Source organism: Paramesorhizobium leguminum (assembly GCF_003217235.1).
Classification (GTDB): Bacteria; Pseudomonadota; Alphaproteobacteria; order Rhizobiales; family Rhizobiaceae; genus Paramesorhizobium; species Paramesorhizobium leguminum.
On the sequence record NZ_QJTF01000004.1, the window covers coordinates 211,583 to 228,067 of the forward strand.

Annotated in this window: 15 protein-coding genes and 2 pseudogenes; 11 read left to right on the top strand and 6 right to left on the bottom strand. The window is 58.5% G+C overall.

The genetic code is table 11. The features are described from left to right. Window positions 1-32 precede the first annotated feature (32 nt). Complete coding sequence (locus tag C7477_RS05335) at window positions 33-1,424, top strand: dipeptidase (RefSeq protein ID WP_110749753.1); 1,392 nt, start codon at window positions 33-35, stop codon at window positions 1,422-1,424. Window positions 1,425-1,436: 12 nt separating this feature from the next. Further along, window positions 1,437-2,054, top strand: a complete 618-nt coding sequence (locus C7477_RS05340) for a ribonuclease D (RefSeq protein WP_110749755.1) — start codon at window positions 1,437-1,439, stop codon at window positions 2,052-2,054. Window positions 2,055-2,157: 103 nt separating this feature from the next. Here C7477_RS05340 and C7477_RS05345 read toward each other — a convergent pair whose 3' ends face one another. Beyond that, window positions 2,158-3,258, bottom strand: coding sequence for an acyltransferase family protein (locus tag C7477_RS05345; protein WP_110749757.1), 1,101 nt, complete (start codon window positions 3,256-3,258; stop codon window positions 2,158-2,160). 223 nt (window positions 3,259-3,481) lie between these two features. Between C7477_RS05345 and C7477_RS05350 the strand changes: the two genes are divergently transcribed. Next, entirely contained in the window at window positions 3,482-4,204 is a 723-nt protein-coding gene (locus C7477_RS05350; protein ID WP_110749759.1) for an outer membrane protein, read from the top strand. 293 nt (window positions 4,205-4,497) lie between these two features. Further along, entirely contained in the window at window positions 4,498-5,205 is a 708-nt protein-coding gene (locus C7477_RS05355) for an outer membrane protein (RefSeq protein WP_110749762.1), read from the top strand. 133 nt (window positions 5,206-5,338) lie between these two features. Here C7477_RS05355 and lptB read toward each other — a convergent pair. From lptB to lptC, 3 genes and pseudogenes are all read right to left on the bottom strand, one after another. Next, window positions 5,339-6,070, bottom strand: a pseudogene (gene lptB, locus C7477_RS05360) (LPS export ABC transporter ATP-binding protein); the annotation flags it as partial. Window positions 6,071-6,342: 272 nt separating this feature from the next. Further along, the gene (locus C7477_RS05365; RefSeq protein WP_425373518.1) at window positions 6,343-7,017 is read right to left on the bottom strand and encodes an LptA/OstA family protein; all 675 of its coding nucleotides are present in this window, start codon (window positions 7,015-7,017) and stop codon (window positions 6,343-6,345) included. Window positions 7,018-7,096: 79 nt separating this feature from the next. Further along, on the bottom strand, window positions 7,097-7,801 hold the full coding sequence (gene lptC / locus C7477_RS05370; RefSeq protein ID WP_245411726.1) for an LPS export ABC transporter periplasmic protein LptC: 705 nt from the start codon (window positions 7,799-7,801) through the stop codon (window positions 7,097-7,099). A gap of 232 nt (window positions 7,802-8,033) precedes the next feature. On the opposite strand from lptC, the gene sppA reads away from it, so the two are divergent. The 7 genes from sppA (at window position 8,034) to olsB (ending at window position 13,387) form a co-directional block, all read left to right on the top strand. Continuing rightward, window positions 8,034-9,011, top strand: a complete 978-nt coding sequence (gene sppA, locus C7477_RS05375; protein WP_110749764.1) for a signal peptide peptidase SppA — start codon at window positions 8,034-8,036, stop codon at window positions 9,009-9,011. Between the two features lie 123 nt (window positions 9,012-9,134). Continuing rightward, window positions 9,135-9,422 carry an integration host factor subunit beta gene (locus C7477_RS05380; protein WP_110749766.1) on the top strand — a complete coding sequence of 96 codons (288 nt, stop codon included), beginning with the start codon at window positions 9,135-9,137 and terminating at the stop codon, window positions 9,420-9,422. A gap of 9 nt (window positions 9,423-9,431) precedes the next feature. After that, window positions 9,432-9,761, top strand: a complete 330-nt coding sequence (locus tag C7477_RS05385; RefSeq protein ID WP_110749768.1) for a LapA family protein — start codon at window positions 9,432-9,434, stop codon at window positions 9,759-9,761. Between the two features lie 115 nt (window positions 9,762-9,876). Beyond that, entirely contained in the window at window positions 9,877-10,884 is a 1,008-nt protein-coding gene (locus C7477_RS05390) for an RsmD family RNA methyltransferase (RefSeq protein ID WP_110749770.1), read from the top strand. Further along, window positions 10,885-11,781, top strand: a complete 897-nt coding sequence (locus C7477_RS05395) for a TrmH family RNA methyltransferase (protein WP_110749772.1) — start codon at window positions 10,885-10,887, stop codon at window positions 11,779-11,781. Beyond that, window positions 11,778-12,260: a signal peptidase II gene (gene lspA, locus C7477_RS05400; RefSeq protein ID WP_110749774.1), complete on the top strand. Its 483-nt coding sequence runs from the start codon at window positions 11,778-11,780 to the stop codon at window positions 12,258-12,260. The genes C7477_RS05395 and lspA overlap by 4 nt, the downstream gene beginning before the upstream one ends. 233 nt (window positions 12,261-12,493) lie before the next feature. Further along, complete coding sequence (olsB, locus tag C7477_RS05405; protein WP_181418351.1) at window positions 12,494-13,387, top strand: l-ornithine N(alpha)-acyltransferase; 894 nt, start codon at window positions 12,494-12,496, stop codon at window positions 13,385-13,387. Window positions 13,388-13,599: 212 nt separating this feature from the next. Here the strand turns inward: olsB and mutS are convergent, their stop codons facing one another. Continuing rightward, window positions 13,600-16,254 carry a DNA mismatch repair protein MutS gene (gene mutS / locus C7477_RS05415; protein ID WP_110749844.1) on the bottom strand — a complete coding sequence of 885 codons (2,655 nt, stop codon included), beginning with the start codon at window positions 16,252-16,254 and terminating at the stop codon, window positions 13,600-13,602. A 131-nt stretch (window positions 16,255-16,385) separates the two neighbouring features. After that, window positions 16,386-16,485: pseudogene (locus C7477_RS19145) on the bottom strand (IS481 family transposase); the annotation flags it as partial.

Here is a 16,485-nt window from a genome sequence, read left to right on the forward strand (position 1 = left end):
CTCTTTCGCGAATCGAAATCAGGTAAGTCGCAATGTCCACGCTCGAACCCGTCCTTTCCCATCTCGACGCCAATCTCGATAAAAGCCTCGAAAGGCTGTTCGAGCTTCTGAAGATCAAATCGATTTCGACCGATCCGGCCTACAAGGCCGATTGCCGCAAGGCGGCGGAGTGGCTGGTGGAGGATTTGAAGTCCATCGGGTTTGACGCGAGCGTGCGCGATACCCCCGGGCATCCGATGGTCGTCGCCCATCATGACGGCGCGGAACAGAGCGCACCCCATGTCCTTTTCTATGGACACTACGACGTGCAGCCGGTCGATCCGCTGAACCTTTGGGAGAACGATCCGTTCGCCCCCGCAATCAAGGATATGGGCGAAGGCCGCAAGATCATCACCGGGCGCGGCTCATCCGACGATAAGGGGCAGCTGATGACCTTCGTCGAGGCCTGCCGCGCCTATAAGGCCGTGCATGGTAATCTTCCCTGCCGCATCACTATCCTGTTCGAAGGCGAAGAGGAATCCGGCTCGCCGTCGCTCAAGCCTTTCCTCGAAACCCATGCCGACGAGTTGAAGGCGGATTTCGCGCTGGTCTGCGACACCAGCATGTGGGACCGCGAGACGCCTGCAATTACCGTGGGCCTGCGCGGCATGGTGGCCGAGGAAATCACCGTCAAGGCCGCCAACCGCGATCTGCACTCGGGCTTCTTCGGCGGCGCGGCGGCAAACCCGATCCGCATCCTCTCGCGGATTCTTGCCGATTTGCATGACGAAACCGGACGCGTCACCCTGCCGGGCTTTTATGACGGCGTGGAGGAGACGCCGACACAGATTCTACAGACCTGGGAAGGCCTGGGCCGCACGGCCGAAAATTTCCTTGGCAAGATCGGCCTTTCCATTCCCTCGGGCGAGAAGGGCCGCAGCGTGCTGGAATTGACTTGGGCGCGGCCCACGGCGGAGGTGAACGGCATCACCGGCGGCTATACCGGCGAAGGTTTCAAAACCGTGATCGCGGCGGAAGCTTCAGCGAAGGTTTCATTCCGCCTCGTTCATAAGCAGGACCCGGCGAAAGTTCGGGCGGCGTTCCGCGACTTCGTCAATGCGCGGGTTCCCGCCGACTGCACTGTTGAGTTCCATGCGCATGGCGGTTCGCCGGCGATCCAGCTTCCCTATGATCTTCCCATCATCACCAAGGCCAAGGATGCGCTTTCGGATGAATGGTCGAAGCAGACCGTCCTCATTGCAGGCGGGGGATCAATTCCCATCGTCGGCGATTTTCAAACGATGCTGGGCATGGCCTCGCTGCTCGTCGGCTTCGCGCTTGAGGATGACCGCATCCACTCGCCCAATGAGAAATACGAGCTGCAATCCTTCCACAAGGGCCAGCGCTCCTGGGCGCGCATCCTTGCAGCGCTCGCGAAGAAATAACGAGGCCGCCTTATGAGCATTCGCTTTCACAAAAACGACCTTCCTGATCTTGTCAATTATCAGGTCGATGCCGTCGCCATCGATACCGAGACGCTTGGGTTAAAGCCCCATCGCGACCGGCTCTGCCTTGTGCAGATATCGCCGGGCGACGGCACCGCCGATGTGATCCAAATCGACGCCGGACAGAAGAAGGCGCCCAATCTCGTGCGCCTTCTCAAGGATCGGTCGGTTACCAAGATCTTTCATTACGGCCGCTTCGATCTGGCGGTTCTTGCGCATACTTTCGGCATCATGCCGCAACCGGTCTTTTGCACCAAGATCGCCTCGCGGCTCACCCGTACCTATACGGATCGCCATGGACTGAAAGAGCTTTGCAGCGAACTGCTCGATGTGACGATATCCAAGCAGCAGCAATCCTCAGACTGGGCAGCGGAAGTGCTTTCCCCCGCGCAACTGGAATATGCCGCGTCGGACGTGCTTTACCTGCATCGCCTGAAGAATGTACTGGAGACGCGGCTCACGCGTGACGGACGGGAAAAAGAAGCCGAAGCCTGCTTCCGCTTCCTGCCGACCCGCGCAAAGCTCGACCTGATGGGCTGGGACGAGCAGGACATTTTTGCTCATAGTTAGAAGTTAGTGAGCAGTGAGCGGCAAGCCGCGAGCAGTGAAAAATGAATAGTGGTGGATAGTGAGTGGCCAGTTTTTTTACCGCTCACCGCTCACCGCTCACCGCTCACTCTGCCGCAAAAGCCGCAGTTTTCGTTGTCTGCGCCCGGTCAATGCTTGCCCACGCCGGACGCCGGAACAGGAAGTGGCCGTAGCCGGTCCACTGCACCGCCCAATAGAGAAACACCGGCCCGATGACGCCCGAGACCGTCGTCAGAAGCGAAATCGTGCCGATATCGGTGATGACACCGCTTTTGAGAAGCACGGTGCGCGCCACTGCCATCGGCAGGAAGAAGGCGAGGTAGACGACGATCGAATGGGCGCCGAGCCAGCTCAGCGCCCGGTGCAGGGGATTGCCCTCTGCCAGACGGGAGAGAAGCGCGGATATCGCCACGATGGCGAATGCACCGGCGAGGCCCAGCAGGAGCGAGACGAGCGGCAATTCGCTCCAACCGCCAAGGCCACCGGCCATGAAGGCTTCTGGTGTAAGAATCGCGCGGAGCGCCGTAGGCGCGGGTGTGAACACCAGCGAATATTCGGCAATAGCCCAGAGGCCAAGCCCCGCACATCCGGCGAGCGGGCGCTGACGTAGCCAGTTGGCAGCGCGGAAAATGGCCGGAGCGAACGCATAGCCCGCATAGAAATAAACGAATCGTCCGCAGAACTCGTCGATCATGACAAAGCCCGTATGGATGGGCAGGCACTCGAGCAGCGCCAGCGCTAGAAAGACCGGCCAGACCGGTACGCGTCTCACGAATCGCGTGACCAGGAAGAACACCGGTAGGATGTAGATGAACCAGAGTGTGCCGAACGGCTCTACGAAGGCCATCAGATAAGTGGAAGCGACGCCACGTATTCCTTCATCGGCAGCTATGCCCGGCGCCTTGAAAACGAACTGAATCGTCAGCCAAAGAATATAAAAGTATAGAAAATGAATGATCTTGCGATCGAAATAGCGCCGCCATGGGCGATCGATTACCCGACTCAAGAATAGCCCTGAAAGCAAAAAGAAATCAGGCATGCGGAATGGTTTTGCGAAGGCAACGACGTAATGCATCCAGCCTTCGATGCCTGTGAGTTTTTCCACACCTAATGTTGAGTGCATCATCACCACGAAAATGATGCACAATCCCTTGGCTATATCGACCCAATTTACTCTGTTTTCCATTGTCCTGCCGTCTCGTCCATGGGTTCATATCGAATATTAATGTGCATTTATAAAGACTTATAGTAATTATAAGTTAGCCATGATGTACTTATACTTTTGCTTTAATGATCTGACGATATACTAATAAATACTCCAAGCTTTTCTTCGGGTGTGTCTTTGACGCTACAGACACGAATCAAGCCGGATGTATATAACAGGCCGATCAAATGACTGGAGAAACGCCATGAAGATTATGCAATTCGTCGCAGCGTCCGCAATTATACTTGGCATGGCGTCAGCCGCCAGGGCGGCGGATATGATCCCCTCGGAGGAGCCAACGCCGGAGTATATGCCTCCGTCATTCTCCTGGACCGGCGCCTATATCGGTGCGGCGGCCGGCTACGGATGGGGTAAAACCAAATTCGAGTCTCCCGGTGAGGAATATGTTAGCTCGGTAGATTCCAAAGGTTTCATCGGCGGTCTCTTCGCCGGCTACAATTGGGAAGCTGGAGATGGTTTCGTTGTCGGCGCCGATGCGGATTTCAACTACGCCAGGGTTAAGGAATCATTTGGTAGCACCGATGTTGATGAGAACGGTAATCCTTACTCCTCGGGCGGTGACACCAAGTTGAAATGGGTCGGCGCGGCGAGGGCTCGTGTCGGTTACGCTGTCGATCGCTTCCTGCCTTATATCGCCGGCGGTGTCGCCTTCGGCAAGGTCGAGCGCAGCTTTTATGTCATTGATCCGATAAGCATGCCTGCGGCTGTAGCTCAAAGCTTCAATAAAACCCAGGTTGGCTGGACGGCTGGCGCCGGTGTCGATTACGCCGCTACGGACAATATCTTTGTGCGTCTGGAATACCGCTATACCGACCTCGGCAAGAAGGACTTCACTTTCATGGGCGACGAGTATGAAAGCAAGTTCAAAATGCACGAAGTCCGTGTCGGTGTCGCCTACAAGTTCTAATCTCATTTTACATCTCGATCCAAAGCCCCGCGTTCATCGCGGGGCTTGAATTTTGTGAAGATTGATGTGGCGGATATGGCGGATCACGCGAATAATTTAGGCGCATATTGATTGATATTGGTCTCCAGCCCATTGTTTTTAATAGTAATTCAAAAATATTGATTCAATTTATATAAAATAAATAGAATTTATACTAATACATACTATACACTTACTTCCGGGCGCGACCTTCGCGCCACAGGAACGGCGCAAGCTGATATAATAAACAGCCATTGGAAGACTGGAGAAACACCATGAAGATTATGTATTTCATAGTAGCGTCTGCGATCGCGCTCTGTGCGGCGACGGCCGTCAAGGCGGCGGACGCCATCCAGCAGCAGGAACCGGCGCCGCCGGAAGCGGCTGCCCCGGCTTTTAGCTGGACGGGGGTCTATCTGGGCGCGCAGGCTGGCTACGGTTGGGCCCACTCCAAAGGTGAGTTTGAAGATGGCGGCAATATATATTCCCATAAATTGAGGCCGTCTGGCTGGCTCGGTGGTCTCTATGGCGGCTATAACTTTGATGCCGGGAATGGCTTCATTCTTGGTGCGGAAGCCGACATGGCCTATGCCGGCATCAAGAAAGATGAATCATTCTCCTCCGTTTCCGTGCCTGCCGTGGGCTTTACCCATGAAGCCAGGATGCGGTGGGAAGGGGCGGTGCGTGGCCGCGCCGGCTATGCGGTCGACCGCTTCCTGCCTTATCTCGCCGGCGGTTTCGCCTTCGGCAAGGTTGAACACGATATTGCGCGCCCGGGAATGGTATCTTACGAGAAGAAGCAGACCCGGACCGGCTGGACGGCTGGTGCCGGCGTCGATTACGCGGCCACCGACAATCTGCTTCTGCGTGTGGAATACCGCTATGTGGATCTTGGCAAGGAGAGCTTCGATTTTCTCGACAGCGGATTCGAAACCAAATTCAAGTCGCACGAAATCCGTTTCGGTGTTGCTTACAAGTTCTGATCGCTTGTTGCGGCTATCGGATGCATAGCCCCCGCGATGAACGCGGGGCGTAGTAGAGATCTGGCCGCCGGAAGGCGGCCAAAGTATGATTCGAGCCGTAGGCCGGCGCCAGGAAATGTTGCGGACGTTTCAATCAGAGTATGAACTGATCGCCGAGATAGAACCGGCGCACATCCGCATTCTCGACAATCTCCGCCGGACGTCCATGGGTCAGCACCTGGCCGGCATGGATAATATAAGCCCGGTCGATGAGCCCAAGCGTTTCCCGCACGTTATGATCCGTAATCAGCACGCCGATACCGCGGCTCGTCAGATGCCGGACCAATTGCTGGATATCGGACACCGCAATGGGATCAACGCCCGCAAACGGCTCGTCGAGAAGCATGAAATTGGGCCGCGAGGCCAGCGCTCGGGCGATTTCGAGCCGGCGGCGCTCGCCACCCGAAAGTGAAAGCGCCTGCGCCTTGCGCAAATGCGCGATATGGAATTCCTCGAGCAGGGCGTCGAGTTCTTCGGCACGCTTCCGCCTGTCCTTTTCGACCACTTCCAGCACGGCCTTGATGTTGTTTTCCACCGAAAGACCGCGGAAAATCGAGGCTTCCTGCGGTAGATAGCCAATGCCGAGGCGCGAGCGCCGGTACATCGGCATGGTTGTAACATCGAAACCGTCGATCTCGATCGAGCCGCTATCCACGGGCACAAGACCGGTCACCATATAGAAACAGGTGGTCTTGCCCGCGCCGTTGGGTCCTAGAATGCCCACCGCCTCGCCGGCTCGTACACCGAAGGAAACACCGTTGACCACTTGCCGTCCGCGATAACTCTTCGTCAGTCCGCGAGCAACAAGTGTGCCCTTGAGGCGCTGGAGATCGCCAGCCCCACCGCGAGCTTCTCCCGACAAATCGGCGGCGGCAACCGGGGACGGCTGAACGGCATTGCCTTCGGTCTTGATACGCGAAAATACTGACAAAACTGACACCGTACGCCCTGGCTTGGTTGACGAACTAAAGCGGTCCCCTGTCCTGATGGAATCAGGGAGACCGCTTTAAACTTCTCTTCTTCAGCCGCACGATCTATGCGGAAAGATCATGCGGTCAAAATAAATGATTAAAGCGAGGTGCCTGATTGCATTCTGCTTTAATTGCGTTTCGCACTGGCGGCTTTGCCACCCTGCTGCTGTTGCGCGCTTTTAGGCGTAAGGATGATCGACACGCGGCCGGGCTCGCCTTTGCAGCTTTCCAGAAAAGCCTTGCCTGTGCCGGTATTGGCGATCAGCTTGCAGCCGGTGGCGATGTTGTCGCCGTCGGAAAGTACGACTTTCTTGCCCGTTAGCGTCATGGTCTGCGTCTTCGCGTCAAAAGTGCCGGCGTCGCCGGTGGCGATCTGCGTTCCTGACTTGAGATAGACCTTGCCACTGACTTCCAGATGATCGATGCCGGCAGCACCGAGGCCGCCCGCTGGTGCTTGCGCAGCACTCTTTCCGGCTGATTGGCTTCCGTTATCCTTCGACTTGTTGAAATAGACCGTCATCTTGCCGGATTTCAGCAGCGTATCTCCCTGAGAGACGGAGACATTCCCGGTAAAGAGGGCCATGCCTTCCTTATCCTGTATTTCCAGCTTGTCCGCGTCGATCGCCACAGGATCCTTGCTGCTGGAGAGATTAAGGCTTCCGAAGGGAGCCGCCTGTTGTGGTTGCTGGGCAAGCGCCGGGGCTGACGCAAACGCCGTCGCGCCGAGGAGAGCCATCGTCGCTCCGAGGAACAGTTTCGGGCGGAAGTCACCATATGCTGTCGATCTGCGCTGCATTCTCATATCCCCTAAAAACAAACCGGCTACGCCGGTATCCGCCCGTTAATCCTGCCCTTTGATCCGAGTTGGCGGGGCGGCGCCCTCAGCCATCCTGATCCGGGGTCGAAATGACGCTCTTCTGCTCTTTCGCCGGATCGATGACAAGTTTTACCTTGTTCTCGAATACCATCACCTTGCCATTCTCACGAATCTGCATCTTGTCAGCCGAGATATGCGTGTTACCGTCCCGGATATCAACGGGCTGATCGGTGGTAATGCGCCCGGTTGACATATTGACGTCCGCCGATTTCATCTTTGCCGTCAATCCACCGGTCGTTGTAACCGTAAAATCCTTATCGAGTTGCAAACGCATATTGGCATTATCGTAAACGCCCGATTTCGCCTCTATCGTAGCGCGCTGGTCAGCGCCGAGAGGAAGTTCGGCATCGATGTTCTCCAGCGAGACGACACCCTCTTTGCTTACGTCCTGCGTGGCCTTCGAAGCCGTCATCGTATAGGGCCGGTTGTCTTTGGTGAAGCCGTCGAGTGTTGGATTGGTCATCACCAGCTTGCCGCTTTCCGCGCCCGTTCCCCCAACCTCTACCTTGACCGGCCCGGATGATGTGGAAAAAAAGGTGAACCAGGAGAAGACACCGGCAATGGCGATGGCGGCAATGGGCAACACCGTCTTGAGTACGCGCACACGACCGGAATGACGCTGCGCGGAATGGAATATCGCGGCGTTCTTTTCGGAAGCGCCGAAATTCATGCGGCCGCTTGTTTGCGCCGTGTCACTTGGTTTGAACATGGAAGGCCTGCCCTCCCAATTCACGCTGTTCTTTTGTGCGTTCATTTGACCTAATTCTTATTCACGGAGCAATTTGGGGCCAACTCTTGGGCCCGATCACACTGCAATATGGTTATTTTGGGTTGGAATAACAAATGCAACATAACAGAGTCTTGCCGTAAGACCAAAGCTGAACCTAAAGTGCAATTCAGATCCCTTGTGATTTTCGAGACCAACGGAGACGGATACGGCCATGACACAATCCGCCGACGCGATCATTGACCGCCGCAGGCTGCGCCGGAAGCTCACCTTCTGGCGGATAGTCGCGCTGGCGGTGGCGGCGCTGGGCATAGGCCTGCTTGCCGATTTCACCGGTCTCGGTGGGCGCAATGCGCCGCACATCGCCAAGGTGAAGATTGAGGGCCCGATCCACGAAGACGACGATCTGCTCGATCGTCTCGACAAGATCGCCAATAACAATGCTGTAAAGGGCCTGATTATTTCGGTCGATTCGCCGGGCGGCACCACCGCCGGCGGCGAGGCCATCTTCAATGCCGTGCGCAAGGTGGCGGAAAAGAAGCCGGTTGTTGCCCAAGTCGGCACGCTCGCTGCTTCCGCCGGCTATATGATTGCCAGCGCGGCCGACCATATCGTGGCGAGGCAGACCTCGATCGTCGGCTCCATCGGCGTCCTGTTCCAGTATCCCGATATTTCCCAGTTGCTGACCAAGCTTGGTATCAAGATCGAGACCATCAAGTCGTCTCCGCTCAAGGCCGAGCCGAACTTCTTCAGCCCGGCGCCCGAGGAAGCCAAGGCCATGATCCGTAACATGATCATGGATTCCTACGACTGGTTCGTCGGGCTGGTTGAAAAACGCCGCGGGTTCGATCACGAGCAGGCGCTCGCTCTGGCAAACGGCGCGGTCTTCACCGGGCGCCAGGCGCTGGACAAGAAGCTCATCGACCAGCTGGGTGGCGAGGATGAAGCCGTGGGCTGGCTGAAGGGCAAAGGTACTGGCGGCACATTGCCCGTCGTCGAATGGATGCCGCAGCAAAAGGGCATCATCGGCTCCCTCTTTTCGCAATCGGCGGCAAGGCTTTTGATACAAGTTCTGGGTGTACCGGAAAATGGCGGCAGCCTGCTCTTGCGCGAGGCGGCGGGCGAGCGCCTTTTCACTCCAAGCCTCCTTTCAGCCTGGCCGGCGGAGGGCGCCCGGCCGGAAGGCCAATAAGCTGTTGAATATCAAGGCCTGTGCGAATAGAAATACCGGAGCGTGATGCCGAAAAAGTTGCAGATCTTTCGGATAAGATCATGCGTGATAGCCACCGTAACGTTCGAGGAGAGGTCGACCGCCATGATCAAGTCAGAACTTGTTCAGATCATCGCCAGCCGTAATCCGCATCTCTTTCAACGCGACGTAGAAAATATAGTCGGAGCCGTGTTCGACGAAATCAGCAAGGCCCTCGCGGATGGAAACCGCGTGGAGCTACGCGGTTTCGGCGCCTTCTCGGTGAAGAACCGCCCCGCGCGCAGCGGTCGCAACCCCCGCACCGGAGAAGCGGTGAGCGTGGAGGAAAAATGGGTGCCGTTTTTCAAGACGGGCAAGGAACTGCGCGATCGCCTGAACAGCGCTGACCGGTAGAGTTTTTCCATGACAAACCGTTTCATCACCATCATCGTTCTCGTACCGCTGGCAATCGTGCTCGTCGCGCTGTCGGTCGCCAACCGTGAAACGGTGATGCTGACCGTCGATCCCTTCAATCCGGGCAATCCCGCGCTGTCCTGGTCGGCGCCGCTGTTCGTCTGGCTGTTTGGGGTACTGATCGTCGGGCTCCTTTTAGGGGGCGCGGTGACATGGGCTCGCCAGGGCAAATATCGCAAAAGCGCCCGCGTCAATAAGGCGGAAGCGGATAGGCTGAGGCAGCAGGTCGGGACGGTCGAAGGCGCGTCATCGACGACACATTTGACCAATTTGCGCTAGGCCGATATTTCCCCCTTGAATTCCCTGAGAGGGGAGGCGGCTATCCTGCGATCCTCTGAGAAAGCCAGAGGGTGGCTTGACGACCCCTAAATGAAAACCAACAGGACATTCCCGGTTGAAACCACCGAAGCGAAAAGACAAGCGGCAACAGCGAGACACGCTGGATAAGTCTGCACGCCCGGCGCCCGAGCCCGTGCACCCGCGCATTCTCACGCGCCGCGAAGGCCCCCGACCCGAAGAAAAACTCCCGCTCATCCTCGAAACCGAGCCATCGGCGGACTACGCGCTGCTCGACAGCGGCAATGGCCGGAAGCTCGAACAATATGGGCCGTACCGCATCGTACGGCCGGAGGGGCAGGCGATCTGGCTTCCCGCATGGGACCCTTCGGAATGGGCGAAGGCCGATGCCGTCTTCACCGGCAATACCGACGAGGAGGGCATGGGCCGCTGGCATTTTCCGCGTACACCCTTGGGCGAGACATGGCCGATGGCCTATGACGGCATTCCTTTCCTTGGCCGGTTCACCTCGTTCCGCCATGTCGGCGTCTTTCCCGAGCAGGCAGCGCACTGGTCCACCCTGGATAGCCTCATCCGCAATGCCGGGCGCCCGGTCCGTGTGTTGAACCTCTTCGGCTACACCGGCGTCGCCTCGCTGGTGGCGGCACGGGCGGGGGCGGAGGTCACCCATGTGGATGCTTCCAAGAAGGCGATTCTCTGGGCGCGGGAGAACCAGGAAATGGCAGGGCTATCAGCCAAGCCCATCCGCTGGATCTGCGACGACGCCACCAAATTCGTCGCACGCGAAGAGCGCCGCGACAGCTGCTATGACATCATCCTGCTCGACCCGCCCGCCTATGGCCGCGGGCCGAACGGCGAGGTCTGGCAACTGTTCGATAATTTGCCCGAAATGGTCGATCTCTGCCGCTCGATCCTTACCCGCAAGCCGCTTGCCGTGGTGCTGACGGCCTATTCGATCCGCGCCTCGTTCTTCGCCATTCATGAACTGATGCGCGACGCCTTCACCGGGCTTGGAGGCCAGGTGGAATCGGGCGAACTCATCTTGCGCGAACGCTCCGCCGGGCGCGCGCTTTCCACATCGCTTTTCAGCCGCTGGGTGGCGTGAATGACGGGTCACGAAGATTTTCCGAAAACAGGCAAAGTGAAAGAAGTCACCAGCCTGACCAACCCGATCATCAAGGATCTGCGCGCGCTATCGATGAAGAAATTCCGCGATCAGCAGGGTGTTTTCCTCGCGGAGGGGCTGAAGCTCGTCATCGATGCGCTCGATCTCGGCTGGCGCATCCGCACGCTGGTTTTCGCCAAGGCGGGCAAGGGCAATAGCCTCGTCGAAACGGTGGCGGCGCGCACGGTCGCCAAGGGCGGGCTGGTGCTGGAGGTGAGCGAGAAAGTCATTTCCGCCATCACAAGGCGCGACAACCCGCAAGCTGTCGTCGGCGTTTTCGAGCAAAAATACCAGCCACTCTCAAACCTCAAGCCCCAAGGAAACGACGTCTATGTCGCGCTCGATCGGGTGCGTGACCCCGGCAATCTGGGCACCATTATCCGCACGGCGGACGCGGTAGGCGCTAAGGGCCTGATCCTGATTGGCGATGCCACGGACCCTTTCTCCATCGAGACGGTGCGCGCGACCATGGGCTCCGTCTTCGCCATGCCGCTCTATCGGGCGAGCGTGGCCGATTTCCTCAATTGGCGGAAAAGCTTTCGCGGCCTCGTCGTCGGCACGCATTTGAAGGGCGCGGTCGATTACCGGAGCATCCCCTATGCGGGCAAACCGGTTATCCTTTTGATGGGAAACGAGCAGCAGGGCCTGCCTGATAGCCTCGCCTCGGCTTGCGACAAGCTTGCCCGCATCCCCCAGGCAGGGCGCGCCGATTCGCTCAACCTCGCCATTGCCACCGGAATCATGCTGTTCGAGATCAGGCGCGAGGCGCTCGTCCTCGATGAAAGACCCATTCTTGATGGAACGCCGATTCTTGATGGAAGGCATGGCGGCAAATGACCAGGAAAGCCGTGCTTCCCTATTTCCTCGTGGTGGTTTTCGCAGTGATTGCCGACCAGATCGTCAAATATCTGGTTGAAACGGGCATGGATTATCATCAGCAGATCGATATCCTGCCGTTTCTCGCGCTGTTCCGCACACATAATAATGGCATCGCATTTTCCATGCTGTCGTCACTGGGCGACACCGGCCTTATCGCCATGACGCTTCTCGTCATCGCCTTCGTGCTTTATCTCTGGTGGACGAGCGGGCCGGAAAAGCGCATCGCCAGGGCTGGCTTCGCGCTGATTGTCGGCGGGGCGCTGGGGAACCTGATCGACCGCAGCCTGCACGGCTATGTGATCGATTATGTGCTCTTCCACACCGCGACATGGTCCTTCGCCGTGTTCAACCTGGCCGATGCCTTCATCACCGTCGGCGCCGGATTGATTATCCTCGACGAACTCGTTGGCGGCCGCGGCAAGGCTTCCAGCCGGTAAGCGGTTCAAACACATCAATTTTACGCAGCGAGCAGGCGCCTAGCCATATTCAGGACACGTTGCTGTCATCGTGATGTAGCAGTTTTGCACTATGCCGTGATCCAGCTGCCGGATCGGCTCGCGCAATTTTTACCGGAACTTGGGTGAATACAGCCGGCTGATTCGAATTTTCATGTTTTGCTTCACCTTATCTTTGGAAAAAGGTGAAATATGCCCACTGGGAGAAGATCGTCATGAGCGCATTGCTTGGAATTTCCCGGCAAATCATTAATGATGCAGGCATGTCGAGTATCGAAGCACATCCGGCTCTTTTCACCGCACCCGATAGCACGGGCGTTTTAGGACGTCTGGGGTCGCTGGAGGTCCGGCTTGCCCAGACGGCGGCGGAAATCACCGCCGCGCAAGAATTGCGTTTCAAGATATTCTTCGATGGCCACGGCGCGAAGAGTGAAAGCGCCGCGGCGTTGGAAGAGCGTGACGCGGACCGGTTCGATGCCACGTGCGATCATCTTCTCGTCTATGATACCGCCATCGCGGCGCCGGAGCATAAGCAGATCGTCGGTACCTATCGCCTCATGCGCGGCGAGAAGGCGCGTGACGCCCATGGCTTCTATTCCGCCGGCGAATATGATGTCGAGCGGCTGACGCTCGCCAAGCCGGACCTCAATTTCCTTGAGCTTGGCCGCTCCTGCGTCAAGCCGGAATACCGCTCGAAGCGGACGATGGAATTGCTGTGGCAGGGCATCTGGGCCTATTGCCGCCGGTACCGCATCGACGTGATGTTCGGCTGCGCTTCCTTCATGGGCACGATACCCGCCGCCCACGCGCTTGCCCTGTCATTCCTCCATCATAATTGCCGCGCCAATGCGGAGTGGGACGTGCGCGCCCTGCCGCAGCATTACCAGCCGATGGATTTGATGCCGCTGGAGGCGATCAACCCAAAGGTGGCGCTATTCTCCATGCCACCGCTCATCAAGGGCTACATCCGGCTCGGCGCTATGATCGGCGACGGCGCGGTGGTGGATCATGCCTTCGGCACGACCGATGTATTCATCATCCTGCCGGTTTCGCACATATCGACGCGGTATATTACGTATTATGGCGCGGAGGCTGATCGGTTTATGTAAGCCGCGACTCTACGATCTCACCCCCCTCTGCCCTGCCGGGCATCTCCCCCTCAGGTGGGGAGATTGGCTGACATAGATGACGGCATTCATTCTGCAACGTCTGCGATTGGCGCCATGCGCTTATGAAGGCCTAATCTCCCCCCTTGAGGGGGAGATGCCTGGCAGGGCAGAGGGGGGTGAGATCGTAAATCTCCCAATCCCGATAATTCCCCCTACATCATCCCCGCCAATTTCTTCAGCCGGTAAAGCTCGTCCATCGCCTCGCGCGGCGTCATCTCATCCGGATTGAGCGCAAGCACGGCTTGCAATAACGCGCTGTCGCCGCTTTTCTGCTTCGGCTGCTCGCGCTTCACCTCAACCGAAAACAGCGGCAGATCGTCGATCAGCTTGTCGGCCTTTCCCGATGTTTCGCCTGCTTCCAACTGGTGCAGCACGTCGCGCGCCCGGGCGACCACCGCCTCCGGCAAACCTGCGAGGCGGGCGACCTGTACGCCATAGGACCGGTCAGCGGCGCCTTTCGCGACCTCGTGCAGGAACACCACGTCACCGTCCCATTCCTTGACCCGCATGGTGACATTCGCCAGCCGGGCAAGCTTTTCCGAAAGCGCCGTCATCTCGTGGAAATGGGTGGCGAAAAGCGCGCGGCAACGGTTCTTCTCATGCAGGTACTCAACCGCCGCCCAGGCGATGGAGAGACCGTCAAACGTAGCGGTGCCCCGCCCGATCTCGTCAAGAATCACCAGCGAGCGTTCGCCCGCCAGATTGAGAATGGCGGCGGTCTCAACCATTTCGACCATGAAGGTCGAGCGACCGCGCGCCAGATCGTCCGATGCGCCGACGCGGCTGAACAGACGGTCCACCACGCCGATATGCGCCGCCCCGGCGGGCACGAAGGAACCCATCTGCGCGAGAATGGCGATCAGCGCGTTCTGGCGCAGGAAGGTGGACTTGCCGCCCATGTTAGGGCCGGTCAGCAGCCAGATCGCGCCATGCGGCGCACCGTCTTGCGGCGAGAGATCGCAATCATTCGCCACGAAGGGATTGGCCGCCTGGCGGCGCAACGCCTGCTCCACCACTGGATGACGACCGGCGACGATATTGAAGGCGAGGCTCGCATCGACCATCGGGCGGCAATAACCCTGCTCCTCGGCAAGACATGCCAGCGCGGCGGAAACGTCGAGAACGGCCAATGCCGCCGCTCCGGCGCGGATAAAATCGGATAGCGCGACAGCCTCGCTCGTCAATTCGTCGAAGATCGCAAGCTCGATTGCAAGCGCCCGGTCCGCGGCGTTGGCGATCTTCGATTCCAGTTCTGCAAGCTCCGTGGTGGTGAAGCGCATGGCATTGGCCATGGTCTGACGGTGAATGAAGCGGCCCTTCGCCTCGTCGCTATCGGTCATGATCGCGTGGTGATTGGCGGTCACCTCGATGAAATAGCCGAGCACATTGTTGTGCTTGATCTTCAGCGATTTGATGCCGGTCTCATCGGTGTATTGTGCCTGCAGCCCGGCGATGATCCGGCGCGACTGGTCGCGCAAGCCCCGCATCTCATCGAGTTCGGGATGATATCCCGCACGGACGAAGCCGCCATCGCGCTTCAGAAGCGGCAGTTCATCACCGAGAGCGCGGTCGAGATGTTCGGCATGATGTCCCGGCAGGCGGGCAAACGCGGCACACGCATCCTCGATTTCCCGCGGCAGGGCGCGACCGGAAAAGAGCGCAGCAATTGCCCGCGCGGCATCGAGCCCGCGTTGCAGTGCGCCAAGGTCACGCGGGCCGCCGCGTCCGACTGCCAGCCGCGAAAGCGCGCGCGGCATATCCGGCACACCTTTCAACTCCTCGCGCAAGCGTTCGGCTAGTTGCTGCTCGCTCAGGAAAAAGGAAACCGCATCCTGGCGCATGGCAATTGCTTGCGCGTCGGTCAGTGGCGACATCAGCCGTTCAGCCAGAAGTCTTGCGCCGCCACCCGTCACCGTGCGGTCGATGGCCTTGAGCAGGCTTCCGTCGCGGCTGCCCGAAAGGGTCCGCACCAGTTCCAGATTGGCGCGCGTCGCCGGGTCGATGAAGAGCGACGAGCCTTCCTCTTCGCGTTCAGGCCGCATCAGCGGAGGGCGCTGCGCGATCTGGGTCTTTTCGATATAGGCAATCGCGCCGGAAATCGCCGAAAGCTCGCAGCGCGAGAACTGGCCGAACCCGTCGAGCGCCGCCACGTCGAAATAGCGCTTGATGCGCGCTTCGGCGATGGCGCTGTCGAACAGGCTCGCCGGCTGCGGCGTCACCGCGCGACCGATCATGTCGAAGACGGGGCGCAAACTGGCATCGTGAAACACCGGCTCGGCAACGATCAGCTCGCGCGGGTCCACCCGCATGATATCGGCCAGAAGCCTGTCCGCCGCCGTCTCTACGACGCGAAATGCGCCGGTGGAGATATCGATCCAGGCGAGCGCCATGCGCCCGTCTTCCGCGCCCTTGACGCGGCCAAGCGTCATCAGGAAATTGGCCTCGGAGGGATCGAGAAGTTTTTCTTCCGTGATGGTGCCGGGCGTGACGAGGCGCACGACATCGCGGCGCACCACCGATTTCGAACCGCGCTTCTTCGCCTCCGCCGGATCTTCCATCTGCTCGCAAACGGCGACGCGAAAGCCCTTGGCGATCAACGTTTGCAAATAATCGTCGGCGGCGTGAATGGGTACGCCGCACATAGGGATATCTTCGCCCAGATGTTTGCCCCGCCGGGTCAGTGTGATGCCGAGCGCTTTCGATGCCTGCACCGCATCATCGAAAAACAGCTCGTAGAAATCGCCCATGCGATAGAACAGGAGCGACCCCTCGTTCGCCGCCTTGATCTCGATATATTGCTCCATCATCGGCGTCGGGCGCGCGCCGGCGCCCGCATCATATGCGTCTGCGCCGGTTTGGGTCCCATCGGTGAATTGCGCCAGCTCGTTCAATGCGTGTTCCCGGAATTTAGGTCAGATCGATTTGAGATATCTATTCCCTAGGTGTTTAGTCCCGGTATTTGCTGGAGCGGGTTTCTTTTGAATTTCTCTGGTTCTGTTTTCCAGATTTTGCAGATGAACTCGTAAGGCGTGAGGCCT